The 19640-nt window shown below is 71.4% G+C and carries 20 protein-coding genes; 10 read left to right on the top strand and 10 right to left on the bottom strand.

Annotation, left to right across the window (positions count from 1 at the left end; translation table 11 throughout):
* The first annotated feature begins 141 nt into the window (after window positions 1–141).
* The 3 genes from ACZ7L0_RS24285 (at window position 142) to ACZ7L0_RS24295 (ending at window position 1968) form a co-directional block, all read left to right on the top strand.
* Window positions 142–447, top strand: a complete 306-nt coding sequence (locus tag ACZ7L0_RS24285; RefSeq protein WP_471244633.1) for a hypothetical protein — start codon at window positions 142–144, stop codon at window positions 445–447.
* A complete protein-coding gene (locus ACZ7L0_RS24290; protein WP_471244634.1) occupies window positions 444–704 on the top strand; it encodes a hypothetical protein in 261 nt (86 codons plus the stop codon). Before ACZ7L0_RS24285 ends, ACZ7L0_RS24290 begins: the two co-directional genes overlap by 4 nt.
* Window positions 705–852: 148 nt before the next feature.
* Window positions 853–1968: an ADP-ribosylglycohydrolase family protein gene (locus ACZ7L0_RS24295; RefSeq protein WP_471244635.1), complete on the top strand. Its 1116-nt coding sequence runs from the start codon at window positions 853–855 to the stop codon at window positions 1966–1968.
* Window positions 1969–1982: 14 nt separating this feature from the next.
* Here ACZ7L0_RS24295 and ACZ7L0_RS24300 read toward each other — a convergent pair whose 3' ends face one another.
* Together ACZ7L0_RS24300 and ACZ7L0_RS24305 are read right to left on the bottom strand one after the other, a co-directional pair.
* Window positions 1983–3563: a sodium:solute symporter family protein gene (locus ACZ7L0_RS24300; RefSeq protein ID WP_471244636.1), complete on the bottom strand. Its 1581-nt coding sequence runs from the start codon at window positions 3561–3563 to the stop codon at window positions 1983–1985.
* 221 nt (window positions 3564–3784) lie between these two features.
* Window positions 3785–4573, bottom strand: a complete 789-nt coding sequence (locus ACZ7L0_RS24305; protein ID WP_471244637.1) for an SDR family oxidoreductase — start codon at window positions 4571–4573, stop codon at window positions 3785–3787.
* Window positions 4574–4653: 80 nt separating this feature from the next.
* Here ACZ7L0_RS24305 and ACZ7L0_RS24310 point away from each other — a divergent pair, with 80 nt between their 5' ends.
* Window positions 4654–5511: a hypothetical protein gene (locus tag ACZ7L0_RS24310; protein ID WP_471244638.1), complete on the top strand. Its 858-nt coding sequence runs from the start codon at window positions 4654–4656 to the stop codon at window positions 5509–5511.
* A 22-nt stretch (window positions 5512–5533) separates the two neighbouring features.
* Here ACZ7L0_RS24310 and ACZ7L0_RS24315 read toward each other — a convergent pair whose 3' ends face one another.
* The gene (locus tag ACZ7L0_RS24315; protein ID WP_471244639.1) at window positions 5534–7384 is read right to left on the bottom strand and encodes an MFS transporter; all 1851 of its coding nucleotides are present in this window, start codon (window positions 7382–7384) and stop codon (window positions 5534–5536) included.
* Window positions 7385–7582: 198 nt separating this feature from the next.
* On the bottom strand, window positions 7583–9892 hold the full coding sequence (locus tag ACZ7L0_RS24320) for a D-alanyl-D-alanine carboxypeptidase (RefSeq protein ID WP_471244640.1): 2310 nt from the start codon (window positions 9890–9892) through the stop codon (window positions 7583–7585).
* Window positions 9893–10144: 252 nt separating this feature from the next.
* On the opposite strand from ACZ7L0_RS24320, the gene ACZ7L0_RS24325 reads away from it, so the two are divergent.
* The 3 genes from ACZ7L0_RS24325 (at window position 10145) to ACZ7L0_RS24335 (ending at window position 12394) form a co-directional block, all read left to right on the top strand.
* The gene (locus ACZ7L0_RS24325) at window positions 10145–10900 is read left to right on the top strand and encodes a GOLPH3/VPS74 family protein (RefSeq protein ID WP_471244641.1); all 756 of its coding nucleotides are present in this window, start codon (window positions 10145–10147) and stop codon (window positions 10898–10900) included.
* A gap of 252 nt (window positions 10901–11152) precedes the next feature.
* Window positions 11153–12010: a helix-turn-helix domain-containing protein gene (locus ACZ7L0_RS24330; RefSeq protein WP_471244642.1), complete on the top strand. Its 858-nt coding sequence runs from the start codon at window positions 11153–11155 to the stop codon at window positions 12008–12010.
* Between the two features lie 192 nt (window positions 12011–12202).
* Entirely contained in the window at window positions 12203–12394 is a 192-nt protein-coding gene (locus ACZ7L0_RS24335; RefSeq protein WP_471244643.1) for a DUF397 domain-containing protein, read from the top strand.
* Between the two features lie 126 nt (window positions 12395–12520).
* Here the strand turns inward: ACZ7L0_RS24335 and ACZ7L0_RS24340 are convergent, their stop codons facing one another.
* The 3 genes from ACZ7L0_RS24340 to ACZ7L0_RS24350 all read right to left on the bottom strand — a co-directional run bounded on the left by ACZ7L0_RS24340 (window position 12521) and on the right by ACZ7L0_RS24350 (window position 14955).
* Window positions 12521–13369: a MerR family transcriptional regulator gene (locus tag ACZ7L0_RS24340; RefSeq protein ID WP_471244644.1), complete on the bottom strand. Its 849-nt coding sequence runs from the start codon at window positions 13367–13369 to the stop codon at window positions 12521–12523.
* A gap of 84 nt (window positions 13370–13453) precedes the next feature.
* Complete coding sequence (locus ACZ7L0_RS24345) at window positions 13454–13960, bottom strand: glutathione peroxidase (protein ID WP_471244645.1); 507 nt, start codon at window positions 13958–13960, stop codon at window positions 13454–13456.
* Window positions 13957–14955 (bottom strand): ArsR/SmtB family transcription factor, encoded by a 999-nt coding sequence (locus tag ACZ7L0_RS24350; protein WP_471244646.1) that lies wholly within the window; start codon window positions 14953–14955, stop codon window positions 13957–13959. The genes ACZ7L0_RS24345 and ACZ7L0_RS24350 overlap by 4 nt, the downstream gene beginning before the upstream one ends.
* 71 nt (window positions 14956–15026) lie before the next feature.
* Between ACZ7L0_RS24350 and ACZ7L0_RS24355 the strand changes: the two genes are divergently transcribed.
* Window positions 15027–16208, top strand: coding sequence for an MFS transporter (locus ACZ7L0_RS24355; RefSeq protein WP_471244647.1), 1182 nt, complete (start codon window positions 15027–15029; stop codon window positions 16206–16208).
* Here the strand turns inward: ACZ7L0_RS24355 and ACZ7L0_RS24360 are convergent.
* Complete coding sequence (locus ACZ7L0_RS24360; RefSeq protein WP_471244648.1) at window positions 16162–17073, bottom strand: slipin family protein; 912 nt, start codon at window positions 17071–17073, stop codon at window positions 16162–16164. The genes ACZ7L0_RS24355 and ACZ7L0_RS24360 overlap by 47 nt on opposite strands.
* Before the next feature lie 139 nt (window positions 17074–17212).
* Between ACZ7L0_RS24360 and ACZ7L0_RS24365 the strand changes: the two genes are divergently transcribed.
* Window positions 17213–17698, top strand: a complete 486-nt coding sequence (locus tag ACZ7L0_RS24365) for a hypothetical protein (protein ID WP_471244649.1) — start codon at window positions 17213–17215, stop codon at window positions 17696–17698.
* Window positions 17699–17750: 52 nt separating this feature from the next.
* Here ACZ7L0_RS24365 and ACZ7L0_RS24370 read toward each other — a convergent pair whose 3' ends face one another.
* A complete protein-coding gene (locus ACZ7L0_RS24370; protein WP_471244650.1) occupies window positions 17751–18236 on the bottom strand; it encodes a DUF4232 domain-containing protein in 486 nt (161 codons plus the stop codon).
* Between ACZ7L0_RS24370 and ACZ7L0_RS24375 the strand changes: the two genes are divergently transcribed.
* Entirely contained in the window at window positions 18226–18546 is a 321-nt protein-coding gene (locus tag ACZ7L0_RS24375) for a hypothetical protein (RefSeq protein WP_471244651.1), read from the top strand. The genes ACZ7L0_RS24370 and ACZ7L0_RS24375 overlap by 11 nt on opposite strands.
* A 35-nt stretch (window positions 18547–18581) precedes the next feature.
* Here the strand turns inward: ACZ7L0_RS24375 and ACZ7L0_RS24380 are convergent, their stop codons facing one another.
* Window positions 18582–19451, bottom strand: a complete 870-nt coding sequence (locus tag ACZ7L0_RS24380; RefSeq protein ID WP_471244652.1) for a DMT family transporter — start codon at window positions 19449–19451, stop codon at window positions 18582–18584.
* Between the last annotated feature and the right edge of the window lie 189 nt (window positions 19452–19640).

Below are 19640 nucleotides of genomic sequence, written 5' to 3' on the forward strand. Positions count from 1 at the left end.
ATGCCGGAAACGAGCCCCATCGCTTGGGCCGCCCCGGCAGCGTGCCGCGGCCTTCGCCGGTACGGTACGAGGAGCGAACCAGCAGCACCGGAGGCCACTGTGAGTGCCCAGAGTGACGGCCCGTACGGACCGCTGATCCCCATGCCTGAGCCGACTCCGGACGCGCTCAGGAACGCGGTGGCCCGGATCGCTCCCAGCCGGCTCCCGGCACTGACGCAGCACCTGTTCGAGGCCACGACCAATGCTCAGCAGACCCAGAGCCTGGCGCCCTTGCGAGCCTTCGTGCACTCCTGGGCCGTGTTCGTCGCCATCGAACGCCACCCCGCCCGGGCAGCCCGGCTGCGGGAGCTGGAGCGGATCGTGGACGCCGGCGAACTGGATCCCGCTGAGGCCATCGTCGAGATCCACGCGATCCGGGAGGCGGCGGAGGCAGAGGCAGGCCTGTGACCGACTGGTCCTGGGACTACAACCCGAGTGCCGAGTACATCACCGGAGGGCTTCCGCCGGGAGTGGTGGCGGAGGTCGAGAGGCTGGCCGTCGAGTTGGCCGCGCTTGGCCACGACTCCGTAAGGGTGGGCAGACCCGCTGATCGGGAAGGCGGGCTGCGCGAGTTCGACCTTCTCGGCGGGCGTGGCTTCATCAGCTTCCTGGCCGTGCCCCGCCATGAGTGCGTGTACGTCTGCAATGTCACGTGGTACGGCTGACACCGCGGCGACGCCTTTTCGAGTGCATGCGCTCACGGGTTCACATCCTCCACACTCCGCCGACCGTATTGGCCCCTAAACCGACCGTTCCCGGTCCATTACAGTGCTGGGCGTCATGGATACGGACGGTGCCACGTGGGAGGTCAGGGTGGGTGCGACATCCGGGGCCGTCTGGGGGCGGGCCGAGCAGCAGGACTTCCGGGGGCGGGTGCGGGGGGCGTTGCTCGGGGTGGCTGTGGGGGATGCGCTGGGCGCGCCTGTGGACGGGCTCGGGGTGGAGGAGATCCGGGCCGGGTACGGGGTGGAGGGGCTTGTCGACCTGGCGGTGGCGTACGGGCGGCGCGGTGCCGTCACGCACCACACGCAGCTCACGCTGTTCACGGTGGACGGGCTGATACGGGCCCAGGTGCGGCGGGACACCGGTGCCTGGCATCCGCCGACCGATCTGCACCGGGCGTATCTGAGATGGGCGGCGACGCAGCGGGACTGGGGGCCCGACGAGCGGCGCAAGGACGACGGGTGGCTGGCACGGGAGGAGTGGCTCTACGCCCGGCGGGACCCCACTCGCGCGCTGCTGCTCGGGTTCGGTGACGAGAACATGGGGACGCTGGACGCGCCCAAGAATCCGGGTGGGGACGGGCCGGAGGCGGTCGCGCGGTCCGCTCCCTTCGGGCTGCTCGTCGGGTGGGAGCCGCAGCTGGTGATGCAGCTGGCGGTGGAGTGCGCGGCGCAGACCCACGGTCACCCCACGGCGTACCTGTCGGCGGGCGCGTACGCGGTGATCGTGCACACGCTGGCCCGGGGCGAGAGCCTGGACGGCGCGGTGCAGCGGACGCTGGCGCTGCTCGCCGCCCGGCCGGGGCATCAGCCGGTTTCCGACGCCCTTCAGCACGCGCTGGGTGCCGTACGGCAGGGGATGCCGACCCCGGCGCGGGTGGAGGAGCTGGTGGGGGAGGGGGCGGCGGACGGGCTGCTGGCCTGCGCGGTGTACTGCGCGCTGGTGGGGGAGGACGTACGGCATGGGCTGTGCCTGGCCGTGAACCAGAGCGGGCCGTCCGGTGCGGCGGGTGCGCTGACCGGTGGGCTGCTCGGGGCGCTGCACGGCGAGACGGCCCTCCCGCCGGCCTGGCTGGCCGAGCTGGAGGGCCGTCCCACGATGCTGGAGCTGGCCGACGACTTCGCGATGGAGATGACCCAGGGGCCCGCGTTGCACGGGCCCGCCGGGTCCTCGCCGGGGTGGCTGGCCCGTTATCCGAGGGCCTGAGCGGCAGGGGTGCGTCAGTCCTTCAGCGGCGCCCCGATCACGTCGTCCCCCGCTCCTGCCGGGGCCGGCACCGCGACGGCCGCCGTGCCGCTTCCGTCCCCGTCCGTGTTGATCCGCTCGATGACCGCCAGGCGCTCCGGGGTGTCCTCCGGCTTCAGGTAGCCGATGAGGATGTAGAGGACCAGGGAGACGGCCAGCGGGACCGAGACCTGGTACTGGAGCGGGACGCCGCCGTCGACGTTCCAGTTGATCGGGTAGTTGACCAGCCAGAAGGCCAGCAGGCCCATCGCCCAGCTGGTGAGCGCGGCCGTCGGGCCGGAGCGGCGGAACGGGCGCAGCAGGCCCAGCATCATCGGGATGGCGATGGGGCCCATCAGACCGGCGACCCACTTGATGACGACGGTGATGATGTCCTTGAAGGCGGGCGAGTTGACCTGGGTCGCCACCGCCATGGACAGGCCGAGGAAGACCACCGTGGTGACACGGGCCGCGATCAGCCCGGACCGCTGCCCCCACTCCCGGGCCCGTGCCGACAGCACCGGTGCGAGGTCGCGGGTGAAGACGGCCGCGATCGCGTTGGCGTCGGAGGAGCACATGGCCATGGTGTGGGAGAAGAAGCCGACGATGACCAGGCCCAGCAGGCCGTGCGGGAGGAGCTGTTCGGTCATCAGGCCGTAGGAGTCGGAGCCGTCGGGCTTCTGCGCGTGCACCAGCAGCGGTGACATCCACATGGGGAAGAAGAGGACGACCGGCCAGACCAGCCAGAGCACCGCCGACAGTCGGGCCGAGCGCTCGGCCTCGCGCGGGCCGGCCGTCGCCATGTAGCGCTGGGCCTGGTTGAGCATGCCGCCGTTGTACTCGAAGAGCTTGATGAAGAGGAACGCGAGCAGGAACACGGTGCCGTACGGGCCGACCAGGGCCTTGCCGTGGCCGTGCAGGGCGGGCTCGTCCCAGGCGTCGAAGAACCCGATGCCCTTGTCGTTCAGCTTCAGCAGCACCGCGACGAACATCGACAGACCGGCCAGCAACTGGATGACGAACTGGCCGAGTTCGGTCAGCGCGTCCGCCCACAGGCCGCCGATGGTGCAGTAGACGGCGGTGATGGCGCCGGTGATGAGGATGCCCTGGTTGAGGGTGACCCCGGTGAAGACGGACAGCAGTGTCGCGATGGCGGCCCACTTCGCGCCCACGTCCACGATCTTCAGCAGCATGCCGGACCAGGCCAGGGCCTGCTGCGTGGGCAGGTTGTAACGGTTCTTCAGGTACTCCAGTGGGGAGGCCACGTGGAGCCGGGAGCGGAGCCGGTTGATGCGCGGCGCGAACAGCTTCGAGCCGATGGCGATGCCCAGGGCGATGGGGAAGGACCAGGTGACGAAGGAGGTGACGCCGTAGGTGTAGGCGATGCCCGCGTACCCGGTGAACATCACCGCGCTGTAGCCCGACATGTGGTGCGAGATGCCGGACAGCCACCACGGCATCTTTCCGCCCGCCGTGAAGAAGTCGCTGACGTCGTCCACGCGCTTGTGCGACCAGACGCCGATCGCGACCATCACGCCGAAGTAGCCGATGAGCACGGCCCAGTCGAGACTGTTCATGCGCCCCCCTTCCAGGGTCCGCCTTGTGAACTCCGCTCAGCTGGCTGGCACTTCGCATAAGCGGAGCGTGGACGGGGAAGGCCGCGAAGTGCCCGCTCATCGTGGTTGCGGTTACGCGGGCACGACAAGCGAGCGTAAGGTCAAGAGCAAGCAAAAATGTTCGGCTTGCTGACCTTAGTTCACCTATATGAACATCTTGAGTGGCTGGAAATGGTGGGTGGTCAGCGCATCAGCTCCCCGGCGTTGACCAGCAGCGACTGCCCGGTGATGGCCCGCGCCCGGTCCGAGGCCAGGAACGCGGCGGCGTCCGCCACGTCGCCGTCCGTCGCGAGTTCCGGCAGCGCCATCCGGCCGGTCAGGCGCCCCAGCACCTCCGCCTCCGGTACGCCCTCGGTGTGGGCGGTGAACTGGACGTACGCCTGGACCGGCGGTCCCCACATCCAGCCGGGAAGGACGGTGTTGACCCGGATGCGGTGGGGGCCCAACTCTCGGGCGAGTGAGTACATCGCGCTGGTCAGGGCGCCCTTGGAGGCCGCGTAGGCCGCCTGCTTCACCTGGGTGGGCGCGGCCACCGCCGACTGGGTGCCGATGAACACCACCGACCCGCCGCCGCGCTCCTTGAGCCCGGGCAGGCAGGCCCGGGTCATCCGCAGGGTGCCCAGCAGGTTCACGTCGATGACCGACTGCCAGGTCGTGAAGTCGGCGTCTTCGAGGCCGCCGAAGTGGGAGTCCCAGGCCGCCACGTGCACCACCGCGTCCAGCCCGCCGAACCGGTCCCGCGCCAGCCCCGCCAGTGCCGCGCACTGCCCCTCGTCGGTGATGTCGGTCGCCCGGTGGGCGGTCCGGGTCCCCTCCGGGTCGATCTCGGCCGCGGTCTTGGCGAGGTTCGCCCCGGTGCGGGCGCCGAGCACCGCGTTCCCCCCGTCCCGTACGACGGCGGCGGCGACCTGGTGGCCGAGCCCGGCCCCGACTCCCGACACGACGACCGTCTTGCCTGCGAGCAGTGACATCCGGGCCTCCCGGGGGATGGCGCATCATCTGACGGAGCGTCAGAGTATGGGCGTCCGGCGGAGGAAGGAAGGGGAACGGCATGAGCGAGGAGACCCGCAGCGAGACGTACGCCGAACTGGCCGCAGTGGGCCCGTACGGGGTGCGCCCCGGCCACGCCCTGATCACCATGGTCGAACCGCACCCGGGCCACGAGTACGCGTACAACCGCTGGTACGAGGACGACCACTACTACGCCGGCGCCATGGCCATGCCCTGGATGTACGCGGGCCGCCGCTGGGTGGCGACCCGGGACCTCCAGCTCCTGCGCTACCCGGAGAAGTCGGCGCTGGCCCAGCCGGTCACCGCCGGCTGCTACCTCTCCACGTACTGGATCACCGACGGCCGCTACGACGACCACATGAAGTGGACCGTCGCCATCAACAAGCGCCTCAACCGCGACGCCCGCGTCTACCAGGACCGCACCCATGTCTTCACGGCCTTCCAGGACCACGAGGCCACGGTGTACCGGGACGGCGCGGCCGGACCCCGTGACTTCCACGCCCTCGACCACCCGTATGCGGGCCTGGTCCTGGAGGTCGTCGACAGCGACACCGCCGAGCAGCGCGCCGAACTGCTGGAGTGGCTGCGCGCCCGCCATCTGCCGAAGCGGGTCGCGGGCTCCCCGGCGGCGATGGTGACCGTGTTCCGGCCGACGCCCCTGCCCGGCGACCGCATGACCTACGTCAAGCAGGTGGAGGGCGTCGACACCCGGCTGACCCTGCTGTGGTTCCTGGAGGCGGACCCGCGGGAGTGCTGGGAGCGGTGCTTCACCGGGCTCGACGAGCAGGTGACCGGGTCGGGGCTGGGCAGGGTGGAGCTGGTGGCCCCCTTCATCCCGACGGTGCCGGGCACGGACCGCTACGTGAGCGAGCTCCGTGCCCCCTCCGGGCAGCGGTAGGCGCGCACCGGCCCGCGGACGGTCACTTCAGCTCGTCCGGACACGGAGTGCCCCGCGGCAACTGGTACGGCGCCGCCAGGTGATACGTCCCCGCCTTCGGCGCGAGCAGCATCGTCCACTTGTCGCCCTTGGCGTCCTCCGGCGTCTCCATCAGGCAGCCGTTGACGTTGTCGTACGTCTTCGGGGTGCCGTCGGCCCGGTGCTTGGAGGCCTCGGTCTCCTGCGGCGGCTTCAGGCTCTTGCCCTTGGCGTCGACGATGCTCAGCCACGGCGAGTAGGGGATGCGGATGAGGATGCGGCCGGCCTTGCGGACCTCGATCGTCATCTCACCCTGCTCCGCCCGGTCGACGATCGCGTTGGGCTCGGCGAGCGGGGCCGGGTCGGTCACCCGGAACAGCTGCCAGTTGGCGTCGCCCCAGACCTGCGTGAGGTACGGCATCCCGCGCTGGATGAGTTGCCGCTCCCGCTTGCCGCCGCCGTCGGCGTCGGGCTGGTCCTTGGGCACGACGATGAAGTGGACGGCCCAGCGCTGCAGCCACTCGTGGTAGTTCGCCGAGTTGAGCGTGTCGTCGTAGAAGAGCGGATTGCGCTCCATGTCGGCCTGGCGGAGCCAGCCCCGGGCCAGGTTGACGTACGGGGCGAGCGCGGACGCCTCGCGGTGCGAGCGGGCCGGGACCACCTCGACGCGGCCCTTCTCGGCACCGACCTGCTGGAGTTCGTTGACGAGCGGGGCCAGCTCGCGCGCCCACGACGCGTCCGGGGTCGTGTGGACGATGTCGTCGACGGACTTGAAGCCTATCCAGCCGGCGGAGCCGAGGAAGGCCAGCACGATCGTGTACCACTTGCGCGAGCGGGGCACCGTGAACGGCAGCGCCGCGATCAGCGTGACACCCGCGAACAGCATCGGCAGCCGCGAGATGTTGGATCCGATCTGCGAGTTGACCAGCCAGACCAGCACCACCGCGAGGCTGAAGACCCCGGCCGTCAGCCGGACGGTCTTCCACTCCTTGGGGACGAGGAAGAGGCAGAGGAGCCCGTACAGCAGCGGCATGATCACCGAGCCGAACTTCATCGGCTGGGTGCCGGAGAAGGGGAACAGCCATGTCGACACGGCGACCACCGCCGTCGGCGCCAGCCCCAGCGCCCAGGCACCCGGACGCCGCTTCTGCAGGAACAGCGCCGCCGCGATCAGGCCCACGAACAGCCCCGCGACGGGCGACGACATGGTGGCGAGCGCCGCGAGCGGGGCCGCCACCAGGGCCTTCGCCCAGCGTTTGTGCCGCCAGCGGTACGGCCAGCAGAACACGGCCGCCACCGCGCCGAGCGCGAACACGGTGCCGAGGCCGAAGGTCACCCGGCCCGAGATCGCGTTGCAGATCAGCGCGAACACCCCGGCCAGGGCGGCCCACAGCGGGTTCTTCACCACCCGGCTGCGGATGAGGATCATGGTCAGCAGGCCCGCCGACACCGTCCCCGCGATCATCATCGTCGTACGGACGCCGAGCACCGACATCAGATACGGCGACACCACGCTGTACGACACCGGGTGCATGCCGCCGTACCAGGCCAGGTTGTACGCCGAGTCCGGGTGCCGGCCGACGAACTCCGCCCACGCGTCCTGCGCCGCGAGGTCGCCGCCGCTGTTCGCGAACGTGAAGAACCAGATGATGTGCAGCACGCCGGAGAGCGCGGTCATGGACAGGGCGGGATGCAGGAGCATCCGCTGCCGCAGCCGCTCGGCGGCAGCCCGCAGCCGGGACCGGCGGCCCGTATCGCCGTCCGCGCGTGTGTCAGCCGCGGACAGGCGTATTCGTGAGCCTGGTCCCGGGCCCGGATCGGCGTCGTCGGCGCGTGTCGGCTCCGCAGTGGCCACCTGAAGGCACTCCCCGTGTCCCGTCTTCTGTTCTCGGCCGTGTTCCTCGATTGTTCCCGGCCGCTTCTCGTCCGGTTCGCGGCCGTGTCCCCCCGACCGGTCACCTGCCCCGATTCGTGACGCTAGCACGCACCCCGCCGCGGGGCTCCCGGGTGGTGCTCCGTCGGCGGGGTACGGTGACGAACGGTGTGCCGTGCGTCAGCCGAGGCGGGTCAGCTTGGCGGCGAGGCCCGGCTCGGTCAGGGCCTTCTGCAGGGCCACCGGCACCTTCACCGCGCCGCTCTTGCCGTCACCGACGGTGAGCGTGCCCACCTTGGTGCCGGCCTTCGCGGTGTGAGGTACGTCGCCGGCGTCGAAGGACAGCTTCACCTTCAGGCCCGCCCAGCCGACCGCGGTGACGTCCTCGGTGGTGACGATCGGGGTGTGGCCGCCGAGACCGTCGTCCACGTACCCGACGACGTCGCCCTTCTTGAGGATCTTCTCCGAGGTCAGCGCGTCCTTCGCGGCGATCAGCGCGGTCTTGCTGACCGCGTTGACCGTGTCGAGGATCTTCGGCTTGTGCTGGCCGAGGACCGCGCCGACGACGGTGACCGTCTCCCCGCCGATCTCCTTCCTCGCGGCGAAGAGGAGGTTGCCGCCGGCCGCGGTGGTGCTGCCGGTCTTGATGCCGATCGCGCCCATGACGTAGGGGAGGGTGTTGTAGTTCGTCCAGTTGTGGCCGTAGGGGTCGTCCCAGCTGGCCGCGCTGGTGATGGCCGTCAGGGCCGGGATCTTCACGACCGCGTTGCCGAGCTTCACCTGGTCCTCGGCGGTGGAGACGGTGGTCTCCTTCAGGCCCGAGGGGTCGGTGTACGTGGTGTTCGTCATACCGAGCTTCTTGGCGGTGGCGTTCATCTTCTTGACGAACGCCGCCTCGGAGCCCGCGTCCCAACGGGCCAGCAGCCGCGCGATGTTGTTCGCGGACGGAATCATGACGGCCGAGAGCGCCTGCTTCTCGGTGAGCTTGTCGCCCTTCTTCACCGTGTTGAGGGTCGACTCGTTCTGCTCGTCGTAGTGGCCCTCCCTCTCGGCGGTGGCGTCGATCTCGATCGCCGGGCCCTCGGCGCCCGTCTTCAGCGGGTGGTCCTTGAGGATGATGTACGCGGTCATGGTCTTGGCGACGGAGCCGATGGCGATGGGGGTCTGCTTGCCGAAGCTGCTCATCGTGCCGACGCCCTCGACGTCCATCCAGCCCTGACCCTCCGTCGGCCAGGGAAGGCTGACCTTGCCGCCCTTGAACTGGTACGTGTCCTCGGCGGTCAGACCGAGGGTGGGGGCGGGCAGCGGGCGCATGGCCTGTACGACCGCAAACACGACCGCCAGGAGCAGGACCAGCGGGGTCCAGATCTTGACCCGGCGCACGAGCGTGCGGACCGGGGTCTCCGGGGGCGGGGGCGTGTTCGTCAGCTCGGCCAGCAGGTCCAGCGGAGGCTTGGGCGGGAGGGGCTGCTGAGTGGTGCGCTCGGGGCCGATCTGGGGGACGGGGGTGGTGGCGTCGGCGGGGACGGGCTTCGCGTCCGGCTTCGGCTCCGTCTTCGGTGCCGTATTCGGCTCCGGCTTGCGGGTCGCCGGGTCGTCGAGGTGCTTGAGCGCGACGAACTTGCTGGTGCGTTCCGGGTCGGACTCGGGGGCCTTGGGCTTGGCGGTGCCGCCGAGCTTCAGCATGGTGGTCGGCTGGTCGACCCGCGGCTTCGGGGCCTTGAAGACGGCGGTGGGCTGATCGACGGCCTTGGCTTCGCCTTCGGTCTTCGTGTCCCCACCCGCACCAGCCGTGCGGCTCTCGTCGTCGGCCGCGGGTGGCCCCTGCGGGGCGGATTCGCCGTCGGCGGCCGACGGGTCGTCGGGTTCGTCCGCAGAGGCGTCCGCCTTCGGGGCGGCGTCTGCGGGCTCCTCGGCGTCCGCGTCCGCGTCGGCGTCTGCGGACTCCGCGGCGTCTGCGGAGGCGGTCTCGGGCTCTTCCGCGTCCGTGCCGGCGTCTACGGGCTCCTCGACGTCCGCGGAGGCGGCCTCGGGCTCGTCCGTCGCCTCGGGCTCGGCGTCGGCGTCCTGGGCGGGCTCGTCGTCGCCGCTCGCCCGAGCGGCGCTCTCGTCGTCCTCGTCGTCCTCGGCGGCCGTCTCCGGGGTGTCCTCGGACTCGTCGTCGTCCTCGTCGTCCTCGTCGTCCTCGTCGTCCTCGGTGTCCGCCCGCTTCTCCGCGTCGGCCGAGTCGCCCGACCGTACCCAGGCCGCCACGGCCTCGCGGAGGCGGGCGTCGTCCTCGGGGGCGGGGGTGTCGGAGTTCTCGGCGTCGGACGCCAGGCCCCGGGTGGAGAGGATCTTGGTCGAGGTGTCCACGGCGCCACGCGCGTCGGACTCGCGGGTCACCGCGAGCCGCGGGTCGCGTGCCTCGGGAACCGGAGCCGCGCTCCCCGACGTCGGTTCTGCCGACGACTTGCGCTGCTTCGACCTGTCGGGGGACTCGCCCGCCACCGATGCCTCCTCATGTGCCGCACGTCCTCCGTGCGCCTGCCGAACCGACCACCAACCGACGGCTAACCGTCCGCCCGGACAACGCCTCCCCACCGCTGTCCGAACCATGTACCAGTGTCCTGTGTGCGGGCTTGTCCCCCGTGGTAGACGAGAACGACATACCTACCGGTTCCCTTACGAACCGGTCACGCGCTCTCGACAGACCAATGTGAGAGGGGTCACCCTGTCATTCATCCACGCGGGGAGGCATGGATGGGCAGGAGCCGCAGAACACTTCCGGAGGAGCTTCTGCTGCTGGCACTGGACCCGGCCACGGGTACCACTGCACAGCCGCAGTCGCTCGACCTCGGTCTGGCCGGAGCACAGCTAGTGGAGCTGGCGCTGGCCGGACGGATAGCCCCAGACGGGGATCGTATCGCCGTGGTGGTACCACGGCCGACAGGAGATCCAACACTGGACTGCGCGTTGGAGTTGCTGCGAAGGCGTGGCGCCCCGGTGCGGGCCGTCCACTGGATCGGCGGGCCGCGTCTCGGGCTCCGCCAGGTCTACCTCTCGCATCTGGAGCGGTGCGGCATGGTCGCCGCCGTGGCGGGCCAGATGTGCGGGGTGCTGCCGACGACTCGCTACCAGGCGACGGACAACGACATCAGCCGGGAGATCCGTGCCCGGCTGGACTCCGCGATCCGCACCGGCGTACCGCCGGACCCGCGGACCGCGGCGCTCGCCGCCCTGGCGCACGCGGTCGGCCTCGGCAAGCACCTGTACCCGGGGAACGAAGGGCGCTCGTCGCGCTCCCGGTTGCGGGATCTGATCAGGCACGACCCCATGGGCGGCCTCGTGGCGCACGCCGTGATGGACGTTCAGAACGGTGCGGCGGCCCAGCCGCGCCGCAACCCGGCCCCGGCCGGCCGCCAGGCCGGACCAGGAGCCAGGTCCGCACCGGAACCCGCCCGCGGTGTTCCGATGCAACCGCGCCACGGATCCATGGCGCGGGCCGTGGCCCACTGAGCCGCAGACCCACGGCACAGCCCCCAAGTCCCGTCCCGGGAGCCGCTGGTTCGAGCGGGGCGGTGAGACCGTATGTCTCACCGCCCCGCTCGGCTGCGTGTGAGCGGTGTTGTGCGTACTGGTGCCCGAACTGACGTGTCCGCGCCGCATATCCACCGTTTGCCAGCGGTAGGAAGCACCTTGGTGGCAGTCTGCTCAACAGCAGATACGCAAAGTGGTAGGTACAGGCAGGCAGCCGGAGGTGCACGTCCCGTGGCGTCCAATGTCAATCCCACCGTCAGGCGGCGCCGGCTGGGCCAGGAGCTGCGCAGGCTTCGCGAGCTCAAGGGCATGACGGCCGAAGAAGTGGCGGAGAGACTGCTGGTGTCGCAGTCGAAGATCAGCCGTCTGGAGAACGGCCGGCGCAGCATCAGCCAGCGCGACGTCCGTGACCTGTGCGGGGTGTACGAGGTCGAGGACCAGCGGATCGTCGACTCGCTGATGGAGATGGCCCGCGACTCGCGTCAGCAGGGCTGGTGGCACGCGTTCGGTGACATCCCGTACAGCGTCTACATCGGTCTGGAGACGGACGCCGAGTCGCTGCGCGTGTACGAACCCCAGCTGGTCACCGGACTGCTGCAGACCCGGGCGTACGCGGAGGCGCTGGTGCAGGGCGCGTTGCCGGAGACCTCGACCGCCGACATCGAGAAGCGGGTGCAGGTGCGGCTGCGGCGACAGGAACGTATCACCGCCGAACACAACCCGCTCCGGCTGTGGGTGGTGCTGGACGAGGCCGCGCTGCGCCGGGTCGTGGGCAGCAGGCTGGTGATGCGGGAGCAGCTGGAGTACCTCATCGAGATGTCCCAGCTGCCGCACGTCACCGTGCAGGTGCTGCCGTTCGAGGTGGGCGCGCATCCGGGGCTCAACGGGCAGTACGCGATCCTGGAGTTCGCCGACGCGGCCGACTCCAGCGTGGTGTACCTCGAAGGCGTCACCAGCGACCTGTATCTGGAGAAGGCGCAGGACGTGCAGAAGTACGCCGTGATGTACGAACATCTGCGGGCACAGTCCCTGAACGTGGAGCAATCCCGCCAATTCATCGCCGACGCGGCGAAAGAGTACGCCCGCTGAGCCTTCGGGCAGATGGGGCGCCGGATCCTACACCGATGCCAGGTCCAGGTGGAAGTCCCCAATGGAATATGCCATCCGGTCGAGTGAACGAGTACGCCAGGAGGGGCTGTTGCCGAGTAGCGTCGATCACGCCAACCGGTCGACCTGGTTGGCGTGAATCGCACTACAGAGCAACTCGCAACAGGAGTGGACATGGCACTGCTTCAGGGCGCCACGGAGACGTGGACGAAGTCCTCCTATTCCGCCGGGAACGGGGCGTGCGTCGAGGTCAAGTCGCCCGCGACCGCGGAACTCGCCGTACGTGACTCCAAGGTCACCCAGGGCCCCGTCCTGGCCTTCCCCGCCGACGCGTGGAACGCCTTCGTGGCCTCGGTCAAGGCGTAGGGGGCCTCCCTGACCCGACGACCACAACTGCACAGCACCACCCAGAGCCCTCTCGACCAGCCCGCCGTCCTTGCCGAGAGGGCTCGCCCTTTGGGCGGCGGTGTCACCCCACCCTGGGCGGCGGTGTCACTTCACCGGAAACGCCACATCGCACACCGCGTCCTGGGGTCCCGCCGCGTCCCAGTCGGCGAAGTACACCTCCCGGCAGGGCCCCGCCGCCTGGAGTCCCTCCCGCGCCATCCACTCCTCCACCGCCTCGAACGCGGCGAGGATCTGCGGGTGGGCCACCTGCGCCTTGGTGATCCGGGTGAACACCAGCCGCTGGGCCGGCTCCACCCGCACCGCCGTCTCCCACGCCCGCCCGTGCCGCTCCGCCCACGCCCGGGCCGCCGTCTCGTCCGCCACCGGCACGCAGGACTCCGCGGGCCCGTCGCTCTCCATCGACACCTCGGAGTGGTACACGACGTACGGCGCCGCCACGACGCCCCCGCACTCCCGGGCCGCCGCCTCCAGCCGCCCCAGCGACGCCCCGATCCACGCCGGCAACTCGTCCGCCAGCGTGTGCCGCTTCTCGGTGATCACCACCTGTGCGGGCACGTCCACCGTCTCGACCTGGAACCTGTCGTACATCTCGGAGCTCCTCCCCGACAGCCGTCCACGGAGGTACTCGGCGAGCGTCCGCTGCCCCGCCAGCCGCGCCTCGACGTCCGCCCAGTACCGGGCGAGCAGCCGAGCGCCTTCGGCCCCGTCCGCCTCGACCACCTCCGCGATCACCGCGAGCGGCATGTCGAGCCGGCGCAGCTGGGCCACCAGCCGGGCGCGTTCGGCCTGGCCGGCGCGGTAGTAGCGGTAACCGCTGACCGCGTCGACGTACGCCGGGGCCAGCAGCCCGAGGCGGTCGTACAGCCGCAGTGCCTTGGCCGACAGCCTGGCCCGCGCCGCGAACGCCCCGATGGTGAGCAGTTCCTCGTCCATACCGGCATCCTCCGTCACCGGGCGGCCCTTTCCGCCCGGTGACCAGGACGCTCAGCCCTGCCCCAGGGGCAAGGTCAACACCTGCTAGGCGAGCTGGGCCTCGACGGCCGCCACGACCTCCGCCGACTCCGGGTCGGTCTGCGGGGAGAAGCGGGCGACGACGCGGCCGTCCCGGCCGATCAGGAACTTCTCGAAGTTCCAGCGGATGTCGCCGCTGTGCCCCTCGGCGTCGGCGAAGCCGACCAGGCGCTCGTACAGCGCGTGCCGGTCCTCCCCGTTCACCTCGACCTTCTCGGTCAGCGGGAAGGTCACGCCGTACGTCGCGGAGCAGAACTCGGCGATCTCCTCGGCGCTGCCGGGCTCCTGCCCGAGGAACTGGTTGCAGGGCACGCCGAGGACGGTGAAGCCCTGGTCGGCGTAGCGCTCGTGGAGGCGCTCGAGCCCGGAGTACTGCGGGGTCAGCCCGCACTTGGAGGCCACGTTCACGATCAGCACGGCCTTGCCCGCGTAACCCGGCAGGTTCGCGGAACCGCCCTGAAGGGCACCGATCTCGACGTCCAGCACGGAGCCGGTGTGGTCAGTAGTCGTCATGAGCGGATGCTAGCTCCGGTCCGTGTCCGGCCCGTGGCCGCCTCCACCATCACGTCCCCCGCCGCCGTCCGCGCGTACAGCACCGACCGCCCCGCCCGCCATCGCTCGACCAGCCCCGCGTCCCGCAGCACCTTCAGATGCCGCCCCACCGACCCGAGCCCCTGCCCGGTCACCGCGGTCAGCTGGGTGGTGCTCATCGGCGAGTCGAGCAGCACCAGCACCCCGGCCCGCGCCGTCCCGAGCAGCGCGCCCAGGCTCCGCGGCGCCGCCCGGCCGCTCCCGTCGGCGAGCGCGCCGGCGCACGGGTAGACGACGGCGTACCGGGTGCGCTCCTCCCACGACACCCACCCGTGCCGCTGCGGTGTCACCGGCACGAACAGCAGCTCGGCGCCGGAGATCTCGCGGGGCGGGTACTCGTGCGGGCTCACCTGGAGCCGGTTGTCCCCGAGCCACTGGGTCCGTCCCGGCCGCAGGGAGTCCAGCACCGCCGCCCAGCCGCCCCGGCTCACCTGCGCGGTCCGCGCGACCACGTCCGCCTCCAGGACCCGTCGGCGCCGGTCCCAGTACGGCCGTACGGCCTCGGCCCACACGTAGGTGAGCACCCCGGCCGCCCGCTCGGGCAAATCGTCCCGGTCCAGCGCGGCGGGCAGCGGCCCGGCGAGGGACATCCGCAGGTTCGCGCGTGCCTCGGCCGGGCCGGTCGCCCGGACCCGGGCGACGCCCTCCTCGAAGGTCTCCCCGTCCCGCGGCGCCGGCGTGAGGAAGTCGGCGATCCAGCTCCGGCCGAGCCCCGCGCGCACCAGCAGCGCGGTCACCGGGTCGGCGGCCAGCCGCGCCCGGTAGGCGGGCAGGTGCGCGCGCAGCCAGTGCCGCTCCCCGGGGTGCGCGGCCTCGCCCGCGTGCAGCAGTTTCAGGGAGGCGAAGGTCTCGACGTACGGGGAGAGCACGAACCGGCTGCGGGCGAGCGTGTCGGCGTTGACCAGCCACCAGCCCATGGGCACCTCCGGAGGTTTCGCGCGGGTGCGAAACAATAACGGCCCTCCGCGGAGCCCCGGAGACTCCCCGCATGCGCAGCTACAAGGACCTCTTCCGCACCCCCGAGTTCACCCCGCTCTTCCTCGCCTCCGCCGCCCAGACCGCCGCCCAGACGGTGGCCGGTCTGGCGCTCGGCACACTGGTGTTACGGACCACGGGTTCGCCGCTGCTGTCCGCGGTGAGCATGTTCGGCCCGTCCCTGGCCCAGGTGCTGGGCGCGACCCTGTTCCTGTCGGGCGCGGACCGGCTGCCGCCACGGGCGGCGCTGACCGGCATCGGCCTCGCCTTCGCGGCGGGCACGGCGGTCCTGGCGCTGCCCGGTCTGCCGGTGGCGGCGGTCTTCGCCGTCCTGCTCGCCCAGGGGCTGGTCGCCTCCCTCGGCGGGGGAGTCCGCTGGGGCCTGCTGAACGAGATCCTGGCCAAGGGCGGCTATCTTCCCGGGCGTTCGGTGTTCAACATGATGAGCGGTGTCATGCAGATCACCGGGTACGCGACGGGCGGCGTGCTGGTGGCCGCCCTGTCACCGCGCACCACGCTCCTGGTGTCCGCGGCCCTGTATCTGGTGGCGGCGCTCGGCGTCCGCCTCGGCCTCACCCGGCGCCCGCCCCGGACCGCGGGCCGCCCCTCCGTCGCCGCGACCTGGCGCACCAACGCCCTGCTGTGGTCCGCCCGCCCCCGCCGCCTGGTCTATCTGGGCCTGTGGATCCCCAACGGCCTGGTGGTGGGCTGCGAGTCCCTCTTCGTCTCCTACGACCCCGACGGCGCCGGCACGCTGTTCGCCGGCGCCGCGCTGGGCATGCTGGCCGGGGACGTGACCGTGGGCCGGCTGCTGCCGCCCGGAGTCCGCGCGCGGCTGGCCGTACCGCTGCTCCTGCTGCTGGCGACGCCGTACCTCGTCTTCTTCCAGCACCCGCCGCTGCCGCTCGCCGCGGCCCTGGCCGCCGTCGCCTCCGCCGGTTTCGGGGCGGGCCTGGTGCAGCAGGAACGCCTGGTGGCCCTGACCCCGGACGGACTCGGCGGCCACGCCCTCGGGCTGCACTCGGCGGGCATGCTGACGATGCAGGGCGTGAGCGCCTCGCTGGCGGGGTCGGTGGCCCAACTCACCTCGCCCGCCACGGCGATGACGGTCATGGCTCTCGCCTCGGCCGCGGTGACGCTGGCGCTGGCTACGGCTGCTCGGCGAGAGGGACGGGAGCGGCTTCAGCCGGCGTAGCAGGCGGGAGCACGGAAGCCGCGGAAGCCGCGGGAACCTCGGGAGCCGCGGCCTCAGGAACCTCAGGGGTCGCGGGGGCGGCGGCGGGGGCCGCCGGGGCCGCGAACTGCTGGGCCGCCTTGTCGAAGTAGCGCAGCAGCTCGACCGGGAAGGGCATCACCAGCGTCGAGTTCTTCTCGGCGGCGACCTCCACCACGGTCTGCAGCAGGCGCAGCTGCATGGCCTCCGGGGTGTCGGACATGATCCGGGACGCGTTGGCGAGCTGCTGCGCGGCCTGGAACTCGCCGTCCGCGGTGATGACCCGGGCCCGCCGCTCCCGCTCGGCCTCGGCCTGCCGGGACATGGACCGCTTCAGCGATTCCGGCAGCTGTACGTCCTTGATCTCGACCCGGTCGATGTGGATGCCCCACTGGGCGGCCGGGCTGTCGATCATCAGCGCCAGCCCCTCGTGCAGCCGCTCCCGGTCGGAGAGCAGGTCGTCCAGGTCGCTCTTGCCGATGATGGACCGCAGGGAGGACTGGGCGACCTGCCCGACGGCGAAGACGTAGTCCTGCACCTCGATGGCGGCCCGCAGCGGGTCCGTCACCCGGAAGTAGACGACGGCGTCGACCTTCACCGACACGTTGTCCTTGGTGATGCCCTCCTGGGTGGGCACCGGCATGGTCACCACCTGCACGTTCACCTTCCGCATCCGGTCGGCGAACGGGATCAGGAAGGTGACGCCCGGGTGGCGGTACTCCGGCAGAGCCTTGCCCATGCGGAACACGACCCCGCGCTCGACCTGGTTGACCACCCGCATCCCACTGCGCAGCACGAGCAGGGCCAGCACGGCCACGACCACTACTGCGACGACGGTGCCTTCCATGGCACTCCATTCCTCGGCTCGTTGAGCACCTCCACGACACGGGGAGGCACGAAGGAGGACACCGGGCGGGGGCCGCCGGATGCGCCGGGGGGCGTCAGGAATGCGTAAAGAAGACCGGCGGGGCGGGGACACTGGGTACGTGCCCTTCGACAACCCGTCCCCGCGCCCACCGGCCCCCGGCGAACACCCGCTCTGGGAGGAGGCTTTGGCCCTGGTGAACCGCGACCTGGCGGCCACCCTCCCGGAACAGCTCCCCCTGTGCCTGCGGGGGGTGTCCTGGGAGGACGGCGAGCCGGAGCAGGTGTACGTCTCGCTCGCGAACGGCGACTCCCACGGCAACCCTCTTCAGCCGGACTCGGCGACCGCCCTCGACGCAGCCGTCTCCGCCGTGGCCGAAGCCGCCCAGGACACCGTCATGGAGTTGCTCTGGCGGGTCTGGCCGGTCTGCCCCGTCCACGGCCTCGGCATGCACGTGCGGAGCGTCGCCGGCCGCCCGACCTGGTGGTGCGCGGGCGGCCCCACCCCCGGCGACCCGGCCCACGGACGCGCGGCCATCGGTGAACTCGACACCCTCCGGCGCCCGCACCGCCCGAACCGGAAGCGCCGCAAGGGCGAGCGCCCGTGAACCGCACACCGCGGCCGCCGGAAGCCCGGGCCGTGGAGCGCTTCCTGACGGTTCAGGAAGGCTTGACCGACGAAACCGCGGTGGCGGTCACCTTGTTGTCGCACTCGGCGAACTGGCCGTCCGCCAGGGCGACCTGGTGCGCCCCCGCCTCCGGCAGCCCGACCACCAGCGTGGGGTAGACCACCGGGTCCGCACCGGACTCGCAGTAACCGTCGGCCTCGCCCTGCACCTGCACGAAGGTCAGCTTCACCCACGCCTTGCCGCCCGGGGCCACCTTCACCGGCGTCGCCGACCCGGAAGTCGTCACCGTGAGCGGGGAGTTGTGCTCCGGGGAACCGTTGCCGGCCCCGGCGACCGTCGGATGGCCGTTGAGCACGCACGGCTGCCCGGAGGCGTTGCTGAACTCGACGATCGCGGCGCCCGTCCCCGTACCGTCCGGCCGATCGGCGGCCTGATAGGCGGTCGCCTTCAGGCTGTCCGCCGCGCACGCCTTCACGGTGCCGCCCGACGAACCGGTTCCGGAGGACTTGCTCGCCACCGGCACCGCCGTCGCGGTGACATCCGGCGCACCGGAATGCGATCCCGACGAGACGCTCGGCGAGGCCGAGGCCGAGGACGAGGCCGAGGACGAGGGCGAGGACGACGATGCCCCGGACGCCCCCGCCTCGTCGCCATCGGACTGGCACCCGGCCACCGCCAGAGCGGCCGAGGCCGCCGCTACCACCAGCACGGTTCTGCGGACGCTGTTCCTGAACTGCATGTTCTCCCCCGATTTCGGAATTGGGCGACTGTCGCCGATGCAGACAGAGCAGGCGGGGCCGGGGGTTCTCCCGACCGCTCACCTGTGACGCAGCGGTGACGAGACCCGGGCCGGATCGTGGCATCAGGACGCGGAATCCTGCCGGACCATGATCGAAACGAGGATGAGAAGCGCCCCGAGGACCTGCGTACCGTCCAGATGCTCCTGGCCGACCAGTGCGGCGAGCAGGGTGGCGGTGAGCGGTTCCAGGAGGACGGCGATGACCGCGGCGCCCGGACCGGCTTGCTGGAGGCCGGTGAAGTAGCCGGTGTAGGCGAGGGCGGTGGGCACCAGGCCGAGGAACAGTACTGCGCCGATCGCGCCGGGGCGGGCCGGGATGCCCATTCCGGTCGTCAGCGCGACGGGCAGCAGCAGAAGGCCACCGGCCAGGAAACCCAGCCCGGTCATGGTGATGCGGTCCAGGCCCGGAAGTGCGTCGCGGCGGTCCAGCGACAGGGCAGCGAAGCCCGCCGCGGCCAGCAGGGCGAGGCCGGTACCGGCCACCCGGTGCGCACCCGCGGCCGGTGAGCCGATCAGGAACAGCAGGCCGGCGAGTGCGATGACCAGAGAGACGGTCGTACGGCGGCTGGGGCGGCGCCGGTCCAGACATGCCGTCCCGGCGGTGATCATGACGGGGACGGCGACCATCGTGGTCAGGGTGGCCAGACCGACCGAGGTGGCGGCCACCGCCGCGAAGTACGCGGCCTGGAAGCAGGCCAGCAGGAGACCGGCGGTGGCGATCCGGGGAAGGGCCCGCGGCAGGTGGGACGCGCGGGTGGGACGGCCGGTCGCCAGGGCGTAACCGGTGATGAGGGCACCCCCGGTCAGCAGACGGTACGCGGCGACCGCGACCGGGGTCAGTCCGGTGTACGAGGCGAGGACCGCACCGGCGAGACCGCCGGTTCCCCACAGCACTCCGGCCAGGACGAGCAGGGCGACGCCGCCGCGCGACATGCGGGCAGCGGAAAGAGACGAGCGTGCGGACATGAGAAAGGGCTCCGGCTCTGACGCGGAAACGAGGAAAGGACGGCGTCAAAGCGGGGCATCAGCTGATTCGGCAACACCACAGAAGGCCGCGGCCATGCTCTTTTGGCCCGGCCCGGCAGACGCCCCGCTCAGAAGCGGGGCGGCGGGCAGATGGTC

This window comes from Streptomyces sp. NPDC039424, from assembly GCF_055639495.1.